This window comes from Jannaschia pagri (genome assembly GCF_019655435.1).
Lineage (GTDB): Bacteria > Pseudomonadota > Alphaproteobacteria > Rhodobacterales > Rhodobacteraceae > Jannaschia > Jannaschia pagri.
Window position 1 is genome coordinate 461,918 of sequence record NZ_BPFH01000003.1, and the last position, 15,852, is coordinate 477,769.

The 15,852-nt window shown below is 62.9% G+C and carries 17 protein-coding genes; 13 read left to right on the plus strand and 4 right to left on the minus strand.

All coding sequences use genetic code 11. The annotated features are described in order from the left end of the window. The 3 genes from uxaC to K5R33_RS10300 all read right to left on the minus strand — a co-directional run bounded on the left by uxaC (position 1) and on the right by K5R33_RS10300 (position 5,243). Positions 1-1,395 (minus strand): glucuronate isomerase, encoded by a 1,395-nt coding sequence (uxaC, locus tag K5R33_RS10290; RefSeq protein WP_220748936.1) that lies wholly within the window; start codon positions 1,393-1,395, stop codon positions 1-3. A gap of 73 nt (positions 1,396-1,468) precedes the next feature. Further along, positions 1,469-2,065 (minus strand): class I SAM-dependent DNA methyltransferase, encoded by a 597-nt coding sequence (locus K5R33_RS10295; RefSeq protein ID WP_255576305.1) that lies wholly within the window; start codon positions 2,063-2,065, stop codon positions 1,469-1,471. Continuing rightward, entirely contained in the window at positions 2,058-5,243 is a 3,186-nt protein-coding gene (locus K5R33_RS10300) for a reductive dehalogenase (RefSeq protein ID WP_220748937.1), read from the minus strand. The genes K5R33_RS10295 and K5R33_RS10300 overlap by 8 nt, the downstream gene beginning before the upstream one ends. Positions 5,244-5,479: 236 nt before the next feature. On the opposite strand from K5R33_RS10300, the gene K5R33_RS10305 reads away from it, so the two are divergent. The 4 genes from K5R33_RS10305 to K5R33_RS10320 all read left to right on the plus strand — a co-directional run bounded on the left by K5R33_RS10305 (position 5,480) and on the right by K5R33_RS10320 (position 8,455). Then, positions 5,480-6,775, plus strand: a complete 1,296-nt coding sequence (locus tag K5R33_RS10305; protein WP_220748938.1) for a flagellin N-terminal helical domain-containing protein — start codon at positions 5,480-5,482, stop codon at positions 6,773-6,775. A gap of 111 nt (positions 6,776-6,886) precedes the next feature. Next, complete coding sequence (locus K5R33_RS10310) at positions 6,887-7,261, plus strand: flagellar biosynthesis regulator FlaF (protein WP_220748939.1); 375 nt, start codon at positions 6,887-6,889, stop codon at positions 7,259-7,261. Positions 7,262-7,274: 13 nt separating this feature from the next. Beyond that, a complete protein-coding gene (locus K5R33_RS10315; RefSeq protein ID WP_220748940.1) occupies positions 7,275-7,667 on the plus strand; it encodes a flagellar biosynthesis repressor FlbT in 393 nt (130 codons plus the stop codon). After that, positions 7,664-8,455: a DUF1217 domain-containing protein gene (locus K5R33_RS10320; protein ID WP_220748941.1), complete on the plus strand. Its 792-nt coding sequence runs from the start codon at positions 7,664-7,666 to the stop codon at positions 8,453-8,455. Before K5R33_RS10315 ends, K5R33_RS10320 begins: the two co-directional genes overlap by 4 nt. A gap of 1,494 nt (positions 8,456-9,949) precedes the next feature. Here the strand turns inward: K5R33_RS10320 and K5R33_RS10325 are convergent. Continuing rightward, positions 9,950-11,290, minus strand: coding sequence for a FliI/YscN family ATPase (locus tag K5R33_RS10325; RefSeq protein WP_220748942.1), 1,341 nt, complete (start codon positions 11,288-11,290; stop codon positions 9,950-9,952). A gap of 89 nt (positions 11,291-11,379) precedes the next feature. On the opposite strand from K5R33_RS10325, the gene K5R33_RS10330 reads away from it, so the two are divergent. Genes K5R33_RS10330 through K5R33_RS10370 form a run of 9 tightly spaced genes read left to right on the plus strand, consistent with a single transcriptional unit; the run spans position 11,380 to position 15,849 of the window. After that, on the plus strand, positions 11,380-11,739 hold the full coding sequence (locus tag K5R33_RS10330) for a FlgB family protein (protein ID WP_255576322.1): 360 nt from the start codon (positions 11,380-11,382) through the stop codon (positions 11,737-11,739). Positions 11,740-11,751: 12 nt separating this feature from the next. Continuing rightward, positions 11,752-12,144, plus strand: a complete 393-nt coding sequence (gene flgC / locus K5R33_RS10335; protein WP_220748944.1) for a flagellar basal body rod protein FlgC — start codon at positions 11,752-11,754, stop codon at positions 12,142-12,144. Between the two features lie 10 nt (positions 12,145-12,154). Beyond that, the gene (gene fliE / locus K5R33_RS10340) at positions 12,155-12,430 is read left to right on the plus strand and encodes a flagellar hook-basal body complex protein FliE (RefSeq protein ID WP_220748945.1); all 276 of its coding nucleotides are present in this window, start codon (positions 12,155-12,157) and stop codon (positions 12,428-12,430) included. A 4-nt stretch (positions 12,431-12,434) separates the two neighbouring features. Continuing rightward, positions 12,435-12,701, plus strand: a complete 267-nt coding sequence (locus tag K5R33_RS10345; protein ID WP_220748946.1) for a flagellar biosynthetic protein FliQ — start codon at positions 12,435-12,437, stop codon at positions 12,699-12,701. 1 nt (position 12,702) lies between these two features. Next, a complete protein-coding gene (locus K5R33_RS10350; RefSeq protein WP_220748947.1) occupies positions 12,703-13,419 on the plus strand; it encodes a flagellar hook-basal body complex protein in 717 nt (238 codons plus the stop codon). A gap of 13 nt (positions 13,420-13,432) precedes the next feature. After that, positions 13,433-14,218: a flagellar basal-body rod protein FlgG gene (flgG, locus tag K5R33_RS10355; RefSeq protein WP_220748948.1), complete on the plus strand. Its 786-nt coding sequence runs from the start codon at positions 13,433-13,435 to the stop codon at positions 14,216-14,218. A 4-nt stretch (positions 14,219-14,222) separates the two neighbouring features. After that, entirely contained in the window at positions 14,223-14,639 is a 417-nt protein-coding gene (gene flgA, locus K5R33_RS10360; RefSeq protein WP_220748949.1) for a flagellar basal body P-ring formation chaperone FlgA, read from the plus strand. Between the two features lie 14 nt (positions 14,640-14,653). After that, the gene (gene flgH, locus K5R33_RS10365) at positions 14,654-15,388 is read left to right on the plus strand and encodes a flagellar basal body L-ring protein FlgH (protein ID WP_220748950.1); all 735 of its coding nucleotides are present in this window, start codon (positions 14,654-14,656) and stop codon (positions 15,386-15,388) included. Between the two features lie 2 nt (positions 15,389-15,390). Next, positions 15,391-15,849 (plus strand): flagellar basal body-associated protein FliL, encoded by a 459-nt coding sequence (locus tag K5R33_RS10370; protein WP_220748951.1) that lies wholly within the window; start codon positions 15,391-15,393, stop codon positions 15,847-15,849. Positions 15,850-15,852: the final 3 nt, after the last annotated feature.

Below are 15,852 nucleotides of genomic sequence, written 5' to 3' on the forward strand. Positions count from 1 at the left end.
TCATAGGGTGTACGCCTTTCGCGCGAGGCCCCCTGCCAGGTCGATGGCTAGGCGCGCGGCCTCCTCTTCCGACAGGCGGTGGGTGACGACCTGCTGCGCCAAGAACGTGCAATCGACGCGCCGGGCCATGTCGTGGCGCGCCGGGATGGAGCAGAGCGCACGCGTGTCGTCGTTGAACCCAGCGGTATTCGCGAAGCCCGCCGTTTCGGTCACCCTTTCGCGGTAGCGGAGCATCCCCTCGGGGCTGTCGTGGAACCACCACGGCGGGCCGAGCTTGAGGCAGGGATAGGCCCCGGCCAGGGGGGCGAGTTCGCGGGCATAGGTCGTCTCATCCAGTGTAAACAGGATCAGGGTCAGACGTGGGTCCAGGCCCACAGCGTTTAGGAGCGGCCCAAGCCCCCCCACCCAATCGGTGCGGGCGGGAATGTCGAAGCCCCGGTCGCGGCCATAGGCGCGGTGGACCTGGGTGGAATGGTTACGACTGGACCCCGCGTGGAGCTGCATGACCAGGCCGTCATCCAGGGACATGCGCGCCATCTCGGTCAGCATCTGGGCGCGGAAGGCCTCGGCGTCTTGGGCGCTGGCTGCGCCTCGGGTGACGCGGTCGAAAAGGGCGGTGGCCTCCGCCTCGGGCAGGTCGAGGGTGGCCGCCGTGGGGTGGCCGTGATCCGTGGCCGTGGCGCCCATGGCGATGAAATAGGCCCGGCGTTTGCGATGGGCCTCCAGGTATCCTTGCCAGGTGGTCGTGTCGCAGCCCGTCAGCGCGCCGAGGGTGTCTACGTTGGCGGCGAAGCCCTCGAATGCGGGATCAACGCAGGCGTCGGGTCGGTAGGTCGGCACGACCCGGCCCGTCCAGTCGCTGTCCTGTACCGTTTGGTGGTGGGCCAGGTCGTCCAGCGCGCTGTCGGTCGTTGCGATCACCTCGATGTTGAACCGGTCATAGAGCGCCCGGGGGCGGAACGCTGGGGTTGCCAGCGCCTCACCGATGGTGTCGTAGAAGGTGTCGGCCGTGGCGTCAGTCAGTCGTTGGGTCAAGCCGAAGACCGTTTGAAACGCGTGATCCAGCCAGAGCCGCGACGGCGTGGCGGCAAACAGATGGTAATGGGCGGCAAAGGTCCGCCAGACCGCGCGCGGGTCGGCCTTGGCGCCGATGCCGAGCGCCTCGAACGGCACGCCCTGGCTGACCAACATGCGCACGACATAATGGTCGGGGATCACGAACAGATCCGCCGCGTTGGTAAAGGCCGGGTTTTCGCCCCACCAGGCCGGGTCCGTGTGCCCATGGGGGGAGACGATCGGCAGTGTCTCGACCGTTTGAAACAGATCGCGCGCCAGACGTCGGGTCGTCGGATCGGTTGGGAACAGGCGGTCAGGGTGGAGCGTGGCGTCAGTCATGGGATGGGCTTAGCAGGAAAGGACTGGGGCGAGGCAAGGGCCTTGCGGGTTCGTGTCGCCCGCCCATCGTGGCTTAGGGATCCCGCTGGGCCAGCCAGACGGTGGCGCCGCCGCAAGTTGGGTCCTCTGACCGGTGGTCACAAAGAGTGAACCCAGCGTCGCGGAGCAGGTTGCGATAGGTCCCGGGCGCGAGGCTCGCGTGGTAGAGCGGCTGACCTTCGAGGGTGCCATAGGACTCCCCGGCCGTGTGGCCTGTCGTGAACAGCAATGGCGCGCCAGGTTTGGCCAATGACGCCAGCTGCGCGAACAGGGTGCGCTGCGCCGGGTCGGTCAGGTGAAACAGGCTGTGCCAGAGCAGGAGACCATCCGCCGGGGGCAGGGGCGGCAGGGCGCGCAGGTCCGCGGTGTGCCAAGTGTGCTCGGAGAAACGGGCGCTGGCGCGGGCGATAATGGCGGGCGCCCCGTCCACACCGGTGACGCGGCACCCCGCGTCGATCAGATAAGCGGCCATGGGGACACCGGTGCCGCATCCGAGGTCGAGGACGTTTGGGCCGGGCAGCCGCGTCCGAAAGGCGTCGAGCCAGGGACGCTCGAACAGGTCTTGGCGGCGCGCGGCGGCGAAGGCTCCGGCGTGGCGGTCATAGAGGGAGATGACCTCCGGTTCAGCCATGTTTTGGCAGGTCGATGTCGATCACGCCACCGGGCTCGGCGGCGCGGCTACGGCAGAGGATCATGCGGGTCTCGCGTTGGGCCTTGGACAAGACGAAATCCCGGTGTTCGACCGCGCCCGATGTGACGCCGCAGGCGCAGACGCCGCAGAGGCCATCGGCGCATTTCACATCGACCTTCACGCCCGCCCGCAGCAACGCATCGGTGGCGGGTTCTTCCGCGTCGACCAGGATCTCGCGCCCATCGGTCAGGCGCAGGCGGAAGCTGTAATTGTCGTACTCTGGTTCTTCGGGGACGGAGAAATACTCCAGGTGCTGGGCGTCCTCTGGGTAGCCACCCGCTGCTGCGGCGGCGAGAACGGCGGACATGTAGCGATCTGGCCCGCAGGTATAGACGTGGTGCCCGGGGCGCCATTGGCCGAGGATGGCGTGCAGGTCCGCGCGGGTGCCTTCGTCGCTGACGTGCAGGTGGACGGCCTCGGCCCAGGGCATGGCAGCCAGGTCGTCGATGTAACCGGCCTGGGTGCGCGAGGGGACGGAGTAGTGGAGCGCGAAGGGCCGTCCAAGGGCGTGCAAGCGGTGGGCCATGGCGATCATAGGGGTGACCCCGATGCCGCCGCCCATCAGGTGGGTCATGGTGGCGTCTTCGACCAGGGGAAAGTGATTTACGGGCGGTGCGATGAACACCCGGCGGCCCGGCGTGAAGATCCGATGCAGCAGCTTGGAGCCCCCGCGCCCTGCGTCCTCGCGCAGGACACCGATCTGATAGCGGCTACGGTCGGCGGGGTCGCCGGACATGGAGTATTGCCGCAGGTATTCAGGGGCCACCACGATGTCGAGGTGGGCGCCTGCGGTCCAGGCGGGCAGGGGGCCGCCGTCCATGGCCTCGAACTCGTATTTGGTCACATCCGCTGACATGGCCTCTGCCTTGGCGACGCGCACGGGAATGACCGGGCTGTCGCGGTCGGCGGTGTAGCGGTGGACATGGCTCTCGTCCCCCGCTGCGATGCGGACGCGGTAGTCTTCGGGGGAGAGCATGGCGCCATAGGCCGCGATCCCCGCCTCCCTGTCCATGGGGTCAGGATAGGGATGTGGATGGGCGGCGAGCGGCGCAGGATAGACGGCGAGGGTCTGATCCTCGTGCCGCAGGTCGAGGTCCGGTTGAATGTCGCGTGCGTTCACCGGATGGCGGGTGGGGCGATAGGCACCGTCCTCCGACAGCTCCAGATCCCACCACCATTTCTTGACCGGATTGAGGTTTCCGCGCCCCATCTTGTCGTCCAGCTTGGCCAAGATCGGCGCCGCCTGGGGCAGGTTCATCGCGGCCCAACGGATCGGCGCCTCGGCAAACAGCCCCTCCAGGTTCCAGGGGCAGGTCTTCATACAGCGCCCACACATGGCGCCGCCTTCGGTCGAGACGCGGTAGGTGGCGCATTTCTGGCTGTCGGATTTCCAGATCTCATAGCCATTGAACATGCGCTTCGGCCCGGCGGTGATCGCGCCGGAGGGGCATTCGCGGGCGCATTTGTTGCAGGTCTCGCAGAAGCGTTGCAGGCCGAAGTCGATGGGTTTGTCGTGGGCCAGCGGCATGTCGGTGGTGACCACACCTGATTTCAGGCGGGGGCCGAGGAAGGGGTTCAGGATGACCTCTCCGATCCGGCTGACCTCGCCCAGGCCGGACAGCAGCAATAGGGGCGGTTGCAGGACCTCACCGTCGATGACCGTATGGGCCTTGGCCTTGTAGCCAAGCGATCGGATCAGCCGCGCGACGACCCCGCCCAGGAGGGAAAACCGCAGATAGGCGCGCATGGACTGGGCGACGCTGATCCAGTCGTCGCCCGAGGCGCCCTCCATCGTCTCGTAGCCCTGGTCCACGATCATGCTGATCGCTTGGTCGTGGGGCGGGTCGATGGGGGTGCCGGTGGCGTCGTGGCTATACCAGGCCCAATCGGGGCAGCGGCTGAGACCTACGGCGTCCACTCCGAGCCAATAGGCGGCGGCCTTCACGTTGGCGGCGTTCTGTGTCGGGTCGGTTGGGCGCGGTCCCGGATCGCTGTCGCCGTCTTGCAGCAGGGTGAAAGCGCCTAGCATCCGCCGCTGGGCCGAGGACGTGGCCGCCTTGCGCACGTAGTAGCCGCCGGTCGCCTTGGCCTGAACTGCTTTGCCCATGTCCCCGAATTGGATGCGCGCAAACAGATCGGCGCGCTTTGGCACGCGCGGGACGCGGGGTTCGTCGATATAGGTCGTCGGGCTGTCCACACGCTTGAGCGTCTCGAACGGATGGGGGCCAAGGTGATAGTCCCGCCGCTCGAACGGGTTGCGGTTCAGCCCCGAGCGGCGGCTGCCCATCCCGAGCCACCAGCGCGCATCGAAGGGCTGTGTCGTCGCCAAGGGGGCGTCGTGGGCCATCTCGAAGGTCGTGGTGACGGCGGCAATGCCGAAGCGTTGGCCCAGGAACGGGGTCACGACCTTACCATCGTTCAGGGTCAGCACCCCCGCCGCTACGCCCAATTTATGGAGGTCCACATCCGTGGACGTCTGGGTATGGGCCACGGCATCAAACCCCATGAGCCGCAGGTAGGTGGCCAGGATCACCGCCGTTTCCGCAGCGCGCAGGCAGGCACGATGGGCGCAGGCGTCTCGAATCCAGTCGCTGCCCGGCTCATCCGCGCGCGGGGGGCGGGGCTTCTCATCCAGGACCACAATGGCGTGGCCATGGCCCTCAATGCCCGAAGGCGGCGCATCCATCTGATCCCGGAGGTCAGCCATGATCGCGTCGATGCCCGAAGCCAGGGTCTTCGTTTGTCGTGTGCGGAGGGCTTGGGCCAGGGCGTCAATGCCGGGATTGCGCAGGGGCGTGTTGAGGTGGGCTGTACGTGGGACGGGCCCGATGCCCATCAGCGCAGCGTCGTTGAAGTAGCCAAAGGCCTTGAGGTGCTGGGCACGTTCCACCGGATCGTCGGGCACTTCGGACGGGACACCATTCACCAGGCCGTCGCGGATCGCATCCATGGTTGCCTGGTATTCGTCCATGGCACGGACAATCGGCCCGCCCGTGTCAAACGCCAGTGGGTCCGGCGGCGGCACCGCGCCGAGATCCGGCATCGGACCCCGCCGCAATCGATCCAACGGAAAGGGACCAAGGTGGACCGCACGATCCTTGGTGGAGAAGACTTGCATCGGAGCATCAAGCGCAGCCCCGCGCCCGGATCGCAAGCACGGATGACAGCGCAATTTCGTATCGAATGCCACGCAGTTGGGCTGGAACCGTTAGGGTTTCATTAAGGCACGAGGACTACGCCAGAGAGCGCCAAGAATGGCAGATCGGGGATGATCCCGAACGGCAGAATGTCGCGAAGTCCGCGATTGTGGACGCTCACATGCCTGCGAAGCAGGCGCATTCTTAAGGAACTGAAATGTCCAGCATTCTGACGAACAATGGCGCAATGGTTGCGCTGCAGACCCTGCAAGGTATCAACAAAAGTCTGGGGATGACCCAGTCTGAGATTTCGACCGGTAAGTCGGTCGCCAACGCCAAGGATAACTCCGCTGTTTGGGCCATCTCCAAGCAGATGGAATCGGACGTGAAGGGCTTCAAGGCGATCTCCGAGAGCCTGTCCTTGGGTGAGTCCACTGTCACCGTGGCCCGGAACGCCGCTGAGACGGTGACGGACCTGCTGACGCAGATCAAAGGCAAGGTTGTCGCGTCCCAGGAAGAAAACGTGGACCGTGACAAGATCCAGTCGGATCTGACGGCCCTGCGGGACCAAATCAAATCCGTGGTCGGCGCCGCTCAGTTCAACGGCCTGAACCTGCTCAACAACACCGAAACCGAAACGGATTCGCGCAACGTCGATATCCTGTCGTCGCTGGATCGGTCCGGCTCCGGTATTGCCGCATCCAACATCAGCGTGGGCAAGCAGGATCTTGGGACTGGCGCAGCCGGCGCTGGGACAGCCAGCTCTGACGTCTCTGTCAACTCCGCCGCTGTTGCAGTTGGGGCGACCGCCGAATTTACAACCTTTGATGGTGTCGGCGCGACCGATCAGCTCGTGGCCGGGGCCACCTTCAAGGTGACCGGCGGCGCTGGCGCAAACTTTGACGGCGATACCTCTGGCGATGCCTATGACTTCTCGGAAGACGTCGTTTACGTCGCCCGGGACGGCGACTCGCTGACCGATGTCGTGAACAACATGGTTGAGCGTCTCAACTTCCAGGCGAAGAAAGACGGTCTAGAGATCACATTCGCAGCCAATGCAACGACTGCGGGTCAGATTGATTTCACCAATAACTATGATGAGGCGATCTCAGATTCCAACAGCGTTGTGGAGCAATCCGACAACGCTGACCTGGCCACTCTGGAAAGCGAAGCCGATGGAACCGTCGGCGGTGGCCTAGAACTGCTCGAAGACTTCGACATCACCACCGACGATGGTGCAGCGGCTGCGCTGGAAGCGGTCGAAGGGTTGATCCAGACCTCCATCGACTCCGCCGCAGCGTTCGGCTCGGTCCAGGGACGTATCGAGACCCAGTCCGATTTCGTGTCGAAACTGACCGACTCGCTGAAGTCGGGGATCGGTTCGCTCGTGGATGCCAACATGGAAGAGGCGTCCGCCCGCCTGCAGGCCCTTCAGGTGCAGCAGCAGTTGGCAACCCAGTCGCTGTCCATCGCCAACCAGGCGCCGCAGTCGATCCTGTCGCTGTTCCGGTAAGCAAGGATGGATCACCCCATACCCTTTGGGGTGATCCAACTGTCTGAATGACTGGCCCTTGGCCAATAAGCCGCCGAAGCGCGGCATGCCTTGCAGAAAGTGAGCAGTAAGATGCTGAACGTCCATTCCGCGGCCGTAGAAGCCTACGGCAGTATTGATGCCCGGATCGTCGCGCCGGCTCGTGCCGAGGCGCTTGTTTTCGCCGGGGTGACGCGTCGCCTTGAGGCGGTATACGCAGATGAGCAGTCCAGCGATGCCGCGCGGGTTGCGGTGTTGCACGATAACCGAAGGCTGTGGTTGGCCGCTGCCGCCGCTGTGGCCGATGACGGCAATGCGATGCCTGACGGGTTGCGCACTAGCCTTTTGGGGTTGGCGGCCTTTGTCGATCGGCACACCAGATACGTGATGCGCGGCGAGGAAGACCCGAAAATCCTGTTTGAGATCAACCGCCGCGTCGTCGGCGGGCTGTCCCACGGGGCGCAGTGATATGGCTGGCTTAATGCTAAAATTCCCGGCTGGGGACCGCATCGTGTTAAACGGCGCAGTTATCGAGAACGTGGGTCGCGGCGCCCGCCTTCGGGTCCTGACGCCCAATACGCAGTTGCTGCGCTTGCGCGACGCTATCAACCCCGAAGAGGCCGTCACGCCTGTGGGCCGCCTGTGCCACGCCACACAACTTATGTTGGTTGGCGAATGCGACGTAGATGCCGTTTTGGCCGAGACCTTTGCGGCCCTCGTTCCCCTTCATGAGGCGTTCATGGACGAAGAGGATAAGCTGTGCGTCCAAGAAATTCGCACCCAATTGTCTGACCGGGACTTTTATCGCGCGCTCCGCACGCTCGGGCGGCTACGCAAACGGGAGGCGATCCTGCTGTCGCGTGTGCCCCAATGACGTTTCAGCCCTATGTTCCAACGGGCGGATTGGCGGGATGGCGGTTCCTCCAAAACACCATTGCCAGCCAGAAAGACGCGTTCTCCGCGTCGGCAGTTGTCCAGCGAGATATGGAGTACTTCCGAGAAAAGATCTCGGACGTGGAAACGCCTGAGCAGTTGGTGAATGATTTCCGACTCTTGTCAGTTGCGCTGAACGCTTTCGGGCTATCGGAGGACATCAATAATAAATTTCTAATCCGAAAGGTGCTGGAAGAGGGCACCCTCGATCCAGAGGCGCTCGCAAATCGGCTGTCTGACACCCGGTATCGGGATATGGCGCGTGCGTTTGGGTTTGGGGATTTTCCAGTGCCCAATACGGCTTTGAGCGATTTCCCGGATAGGATCGCTGCGCGCTACGTCGATCAGAGCTTTGAGCAAGCCTTGGGGAACACGAACAACACCATGCGTCTCGCGCTCAACGCGCAGCGCGAATTGGTCAACATCGCTGAGGAGGACAGTTCCAACCGGACAAAGTGGTTTCGGATCATGGGGACGCCGCCCCTGCGGCAGGTCTTTGAAGGAGCCTTCAACTTACCGACGAGTTTTGGCACCTTAGATCTGGATCGACAGCTGACTGTGTTTGAGGAACGGACCGAGGCCGCCTTCGGTACATCAGACATCAGCGAGCTGGCGCAACCGGAAACCCTCGAACGTCTCTTGGACCGCTTCGCGGCTGTCGCTGGTTTGACCGCATCCTTCGGAACGCAGGTGACGTCACCCGCTTTGGTTTTGTTGCGCGGGTTTTAAGATCGAGGCCAGTTGGTGCTTCGGATCGTCTACATTCGGAACGCTCTCGAGTTTACGGTTCCAGCCGCCCACGTCAATTCGCAGCGCAGTCGTGGGTGTTCTGGGTTGCTTTGACATGAGCGGGGACGCTCAAGCACCTGTCAAGGGTGTGTGGTCTTAGCGAGCGACGAAAGTCTTGTTCAGAGGATCGGGGTGTTTCGATACGTATGGTGTAGGGCGCGAAAGCGGTGTCCACGCCTCGAGGCAGTCGATTTGCCGTTTTCAGTTTACGTGCCATCTCTAGAGCATGCTTCATCTCACGGCTCAGTCATCGCGCACGATAAGCCCGTATTGCCTCCTTCAACTGTGAGCATTGTGGGAGTTTTTGTCTGCCATCATTCTGGTCGTTGAGGATGGAGATTGGGAAGGGAAAGCGTTGGGTGATTGCGGTTACCCTTCGCCCAGTCGCCTAGGCGGCCTAACCGCTACTTTCTAATTCCAGGTTGGATGCTGTTCGTTGGGCTAGGGATAGTTAACGTTTGCCGCGACGGTCGTATCATTGAGGTACTATGCAATAGATCGGTCAGCATTTGTGCGAAGAGATCCACCTCGTTCGATCGTTTTCAGCGGCTGAGCAGCGTCTTGTGTGGGCCAACTTCCGCAGGCGCAGTGTGCTTGGGCGCTCAATTCCGATTGAGGATGGGACGCCGGGGAAAGCGATCCGTAAGATCGCTATCGTATCGGGGTAGCGCCCACCAAGCACAGGTTGATCATCAGCCTGTGGCTTGCCGTATGATTTCGCGCCGTGAGGGTCCAGGCGCGAGATCTGCGTCTCCGTTAACCGAGCAGATAGCGCATGTTACTTTTCGTCACTCTCGACAGCTAACCATATGCCAATCAGCCCATCACTTGGGTTTGTGGCCTCGGAAAGGTAGTCTGATGGTCGGCTTCATGTAAGAACCGATAGGGCGGTTCGGACCTCACCAATTCACGTGTCGATTTCTTCCTCGGGTTCAGCCTGGCCCGTTAGTCCCGATGATCTTCATTGACGATCTGCGCGGGAAATCCACTCCGCTGCGATAGATCTCTCGTACCGGGCAAGAGAAGTAGGCCTTTGGAGGGGCAAAGTACGTTCTTTGCGATCAGGATATTCTGACGGCGAGACCCCGCACCTCGGCGAAGTGCTGTCCAATTGAAAAGGATCCTCCACCACTTGCGTCCGATGGGTGTCGGGGCCTGTCTGATGCTACGCTGAAAGCTACCTCGGTTCATTGGCACGTCTGGATGCAGCACGCATGTCGACTGATTGGTAGTCGTACTTCCGCGTCGGGCGGCACAGTAGGACTTTTCCCGCTTGCAAAGGCTGTCGGATTGCAGACGCGTCTGGTCTCGTGAGCGAAAGCTGGGCATGCCTGGTCCATCTAAGCGGATCGTTATCATCTTCCGACGTGCGATAAGTCGAATGACCAAGGGGACGAGCCGGCGCTTCCTTTCAAAGCCGCGGCGCCGAGGCCGTTACCGAGGCGCTCCAAAGACTTGTCCAACAGCGGACGCGACGGCTTTGAAACTTTCCATTGTGGACCGCTCGTCGGATTTGCAGAAGGCGCTGTGCAGCCGTGGTGCGAAGGCAACGGCGCGGTCGATGTCAGGGCTAGAACCCCGTTCATAGAGGCCCGAACTCACCATCAGGTCAGATTTTTCGTGGACAGACAGCACATGCCGGACATCGCCGATTAGTGCGTTTTCAGCGGATGTCGCGACGCCTGGCAAGCTGCGGGATACGGATCGAAGCACATCGACTGCCGGAAAGCGGCCGCTTTCGGCGATGTCGCGGGACAAGACAATATGGCCGTCCAATTGCCCCCTTAGGGTATCGGCGACGGGGCCGTCCATGTCGGAGCCTGCCACGAGGACCGACAGTACCGCCGTGATGTCGCCCTGTGTGTCCGCACCGGGCCCAGCCCGTTCGGCGAGTGCGGCCAGCAAGGGGGTGAGGCTGGGCTGTTGGCCCGTTTGATCGCACGTCTCCCCGGCGGCGGTTGCGACCTCGCGATGGGCCTCGGCGAGGCGGGTGATGCTGTCACAGAGAAACAGGACTTTGCGCCCCTGATCTCGGAAGTGCTCCGCGACGGTGATGGCCGCTAAGGGGCAGCGTCTGCGCATGGTTGCCGGTTGGTCCGAGGTGGCCGCGACGACCACGGTGCGGGCCATGCCTTCGGGGCCTAGGACGGTGTTACAGAACTCCGACACTTCACGCCCGCGTTCGCCCACAAGCGCGAGCACGCAGACATCGGCCTGCATGTTCTTGGCCAAGGATCCCAGAAGGGTCGATTTGCCCACACCAGATCCTGCGAAGAGGCCGACCCGTTGGCCCGCCGCAATCGGGAGCATGGTGTCCAACACCGTGAACCCGGTCGTCAGTCGCGCGCCCATCCCCCGTCGGTGTCCGGGTGCCGGGGGCGCCGCGCGGAGAGGTCTTGCAATCCCGCCGCCGATGGGTCGTCCGTCCAGGGGTCGCCCGAGAGGATCGATGACCCGCCCAATCCAGCTTTGACCGGGGGCAAGGCGCGGGGCGCCCAACGGCTCCACCGCGAGGCCGATCTGGAGGCCGTCGACAGCGCTGAACGGCGTCGCCCAGAGCCCGTCGCGGTTGATCTTGACCACCTCGGCCCGCTGCTGAAACCCGTCTAGATCGCGATAGGCGACCTCATCCCCGAGGCGCGCGTGGTCCGATAACCCCTCGACCCAAATGCCACCGGCCTCTAACCGCGTGATCCGTCCGAGGGGTGACATTCGGTCAATGCCGCGCAGCATGTCCCGAATTGTCGCGAAGGGGTCTAGCACGTCGACGGCCATGGCAATCCTCATCCGTTTGAAACGGTTTCTAAAGGAATCACTCTTAAAGCTTCGTTTCAGGAATGACGGAGAATCCGCCTGTGACCGAGATGCCTGCCCTGTTCAGCCTGGCGGCGCAGGCTGCGAAACACGCAGCCGCCCGCCAACAAGTGATCGCAACCAATGTGGCCAACGCGGATACGCCTGGCTACCGCGCCCGTGATGTGGCGCCCTTTTTGGTGGTCGAAGACGGGGCGGCGCTGCGCCGGTCTCACCCGGGCCACATGGCCGGAACCCCGCGAACCGCGCGCATTTTCGAAGAGGTGGGCGTCGCCGCAGACCCCAATGGAAACACCGTCTCGCTTCAGGATCAGATCTTGCGCGGCATTGACGCCTCCCGCGCGCACAACCGCGCGCTGACCGTCTATCAATCCTCGCTCGACGTCCTGCGGGCGAGCCTTGGGCGATAAGGAGAGGCTAGAATGGCTGGATTTTCGCAGACAATGGCAATTCTGAGTTCGGGGATGCGCGGGCAAAGCCAGCGCATTGGCCATATCTCAGAAAACATCGCAAACGCTGACACGCCCGGGTACCGCCGCAAGACAATAGATTTCCGCGCCGAGGTTGTGGATGGGCGCCGCTCCGGCGCTGTCGAAACGGGGGCCGTGCGCCTTGATCGGGCGGAGCTCCACCGTATCCACGAGCCGTCGCATCCGATGGCCGATGATGAGGGGTATTACTTCGGGTCGAACGTGGATTTGGTCACCGAACTCGCCGACGCCCGGGAGGCGCAGCGCAGCTACGAAGCAAACCTTAAGATGTTTGAACAGGTCCGCCGCATGTCCTCGGCGGTGATGGACATTATCAAGCGATAGGAGACATCCGATGGAGATGAACACGATTTCGGCCCTCGCTACGGGGGCCGGGGCGGGCGGCGCTGTGCCCAATGGCATGGGGCGCGCAGCTATGGACGCCGTTACCGGATTTGCCCAAGCGCTTACCAACGCCGAGACCCAAGCAACCGCAGCCATTACAACCGGCGCCGATCCACATGCCCTGGTCACCGCAATTGCCGAGACACAGTTCGCGGTCGAAACGGTTGTAACCGTGCGGGACAGGGCCGTCGAAGCCTATCAGGAAATCCTGCGGATGCCGGTCTAAGGCCATGCAGGACGCGCTTTTCTATGACGTGCTGCGCCAGGGACTTTGGGTCGCCGTCCTGGCATCTGCGCCCATCCTTGCGGTTGCCTTGGTGGTTGGTGTGACCATCGGCTTGTTGCAGGCGCTGACCTCCGTCCAGGAGATGACGTTGACCTTCGTGCCCAAAATGGCCGCCATGCTCGCCGTTTTCTGGGCGTCCATGGGTTTCATGAGCCTCACGCTGGGACGGTATTTCACAGACACGCTCATCCCCATTATCGAGGGCTTCTGACATGACCGATGGGATTTACCCGGCGCTTGGCCGTCAATCTGGCCTGCTGCGTGAAATGAACACGATCGCCCAGAACATCGCCAACGCGAATACCACCGGGTATCGCAGCGAAAGCGTGCTCTTCTCCGAACATGTCGTGGATACGGGGCGCGGAAATCCGTCGGTGTCGCTGGCCCACGCAAACGCGCAAACCATGAACCTGACCCAAGGTGCGATGGAACCCACGGGCGGTGTGCTCGATCTGGCGATCGAGGGGGACGGCTTCTTTCTCGTGGACCGCAACGGAGAGCAATATCTGACCCGTGCCGGTGCCTTCGTCTTGGGGGCAGATGGTGGCGTACAGACGGTAGAGGGGGACCCGGTTTTGGATGCAGGCGGGGCGCCCGTGGTCGTGCCGCCTGGTTCAGATGCCATCCACATCGGGCAGGACGGGACGCTCTCGGCGGATGGGGAGCCCCTGGCTCAGATCGGTGTGGTTGTCCCCAACGCGCCGGACCGTTTGACCCGGTTGGTTGGCACGCTGTTTGCGGCGCCCGGTGGGACCCAGCCGGTCGAGACGCCGCGCGTCATGCAGGGCTTTCTTGAGGCGTCCAACGTCAACCCAGTGCTGGAGATTGCGCGCATGGTGACGGTGCAGAACGCCTATGAGCTCGGCCAAAGCTTTATGGAGCGAGAGGACGAGCGTCTCCGCTCGATCTTTCGATTGATGGAACAATAACAGGAGGTTCGCCATGCGCGCCCTGAGTATCGCGGCCACTGGGATGTCCGCCCAACAAATGCGGGTCGAGGTGATTTCGAACAACCTCGCGAATATGAACACCACCGCTTACAACGCGCGGCGGGCCGAATTCGCCGATCTGCACTATCAACAGATGACCCGCGCGGGTTCCATCGCGGCGGCCACGGGGGCGATTATCCCGACCGGCGTGCAACTGGGCCTGGGCGTGCGTCCGTCCGCCGTGTCGATGGACGTAGCGCAAGGCACATTGGCGCAGACCAATGGGGACCTCGATATCGCCATTGAGGGCAAGGGTTATTTGGAGGTGACCATGCCATCGGGCGCCGCGGCCTACACCCGCGACGGAGCCTTGAAGCGGACGGGCGATGGCCTGCTCGTAACCTCCGACGGACATCCGGTCGTGCCGGACCTTACAATCCCAGACGATGCGCGCTCCATCAGCATCAGCCCAGACGGCGAGGTCTATGCTTACTTCCGCGACCGGACGGAGCCGGAGCAGTTGGGTCAGTTAACCCTCGTGGGCTTCTCGAATGAGAAGGGGCTCGAAGCGATGGGCTCGAACCTCTACGCGGAAACAAACGCCTCTGGCGCGCCCTTGGTTGGCTTTGCCGGTGAGGATGGGCTGGGGCTTTTCCGTCAAGGCTATCTGGAAGACAGCACCGTCGATGCCGTGCGAGAGATCACCGATCTAATCGAGGCGCAGCGCGGCTATGAGATGAACGCCAAAGTCATCACCGCCGCCGATCAGATGATGTCCGCCACGACACAGATCCGGTGATGTGATGCGCACTCTTCTCGCCTGCCTGTTGATGTCCGTCGCCGTGCCCGCCGGGGCGCAATCGGTTATGGTCCTGCATCCCGTCCGTGCCGGAGACGCCTTGGGGGCGGATGCCTTGTCCTTCGCGGAAATCACCATCCCCGACGGATTTGACGACCCGCGCGATTTGATCGGGCTGGAGGCGCGCGTGAACCTCTATCCCGGTCGCCCGGTGCGCCAGAGGGAAGTCGGGATGCCAACGGTCATCCAACGCAATGCTGTGGTGCCGCTGATCTTTCGCCGCGGCGGTTTGGTCATAACGCTCGAAGGTCGCGCGTTGCAGCGGGCCGGCGACGGAGAGCCCGTGCGCGTCATGAACCTGTCGTCCCGATCCACAGTGACCGGCATCGCCACGGCCTCTGGCGCCGTCATCGTCCAGTGAACCCAGGAGGGGAAATGACCCTACACAAGACTGTTTCTCTGGCCCTTTGTACCTTGGCGGTCGTCGGGTGTGCTCGACTAGAGCAGGTGGGGCAAGCGCCCGAGTTCACGCCCGTCCAGACCGGGGCAGAGGCCTATGCCATCGCCCAGCCGGTCTTTGAGGAAACCAAGGTCGATGAGGTGCCGGCCCATTCCGCCTCGCTTTGGACCGGAGGGCGGCGGTCCTTGCTGGGTGATCGGCGGGCGCGGGACCGGGGCGATATCATGACCGTCGTTATTGAGATCGACGAGAACGCCGAGATTAACAACTCTACAAACCGGTCTCGCAACGGCTCCGAAAGCCTGGCCATCCCGGAGTTTTTCGGCCTGCCGCAGAGTATCGACCGCCGCTTGCCCGAGGGGGCGTCCTTGGGTGAGGCCGTGTCCCTCGACAGCTCCGGATCGTCCTCCGGTTCCGGCGGGGTGCGGCGTCGCGAGAAACTCACTTTAAGGATCGCGGCCACGGTGACGAATGTGTTGCCCAGCGGAGTTTTACAGATCGAAGGCAGACAGGAGGTGCGCGTGAATTTCGAACTGCGTGAAATGCTTGTGACGGGGTATGTCCGTCCCGAAGATGTGTCCCGCCAGAACGAGATCACCTACGACAAGATCGCCGCGGCGCGCATCTCCTATGGCGGGCGTGGTCAGATCACGGACGTGCAACAACCTCGGATTGGCCAGCAGGTCGCCGACATCATCTTGCCGTTCTGACCATGGGAAAGATCATCGCCGCAGCCGTTGTCTTGATCGCTCTGCTTGGTGGGGCAGGAGCAGGCCATGTTTTGCGCCCGCCTCCGCCCGAGCCTGAAGAACCGGTCGTGCCTGAAGTCGAGGAGACGGATCTCTCCTCACCCGAAGTCGTGGCTTTCCGCGACCCATTTGTCGTTCCCGTGTTGCGAGATGGACGCGTCTGGTCCCACCTGGTTCTGTCCCTTGGGGTGGAATCCCACGCGGTGGCACGGGAAACCATTCTGCTCCAGGAACCTCTGCTGCGCGATGGCATGAACGAGGTTCTCTACCTCCATGCCTCACTGGGTGGATTTGACGGAGACTTCACCGCCTCCCCGGCGATGACCCGTCTTCGACAGCGGCTCGATGATGTGGTGTCCCAGAGGTTAGAGGACGACGATGCGCGGGTCCTCATCATGTCAATGGTCCGCCAGAATGGCTGATTT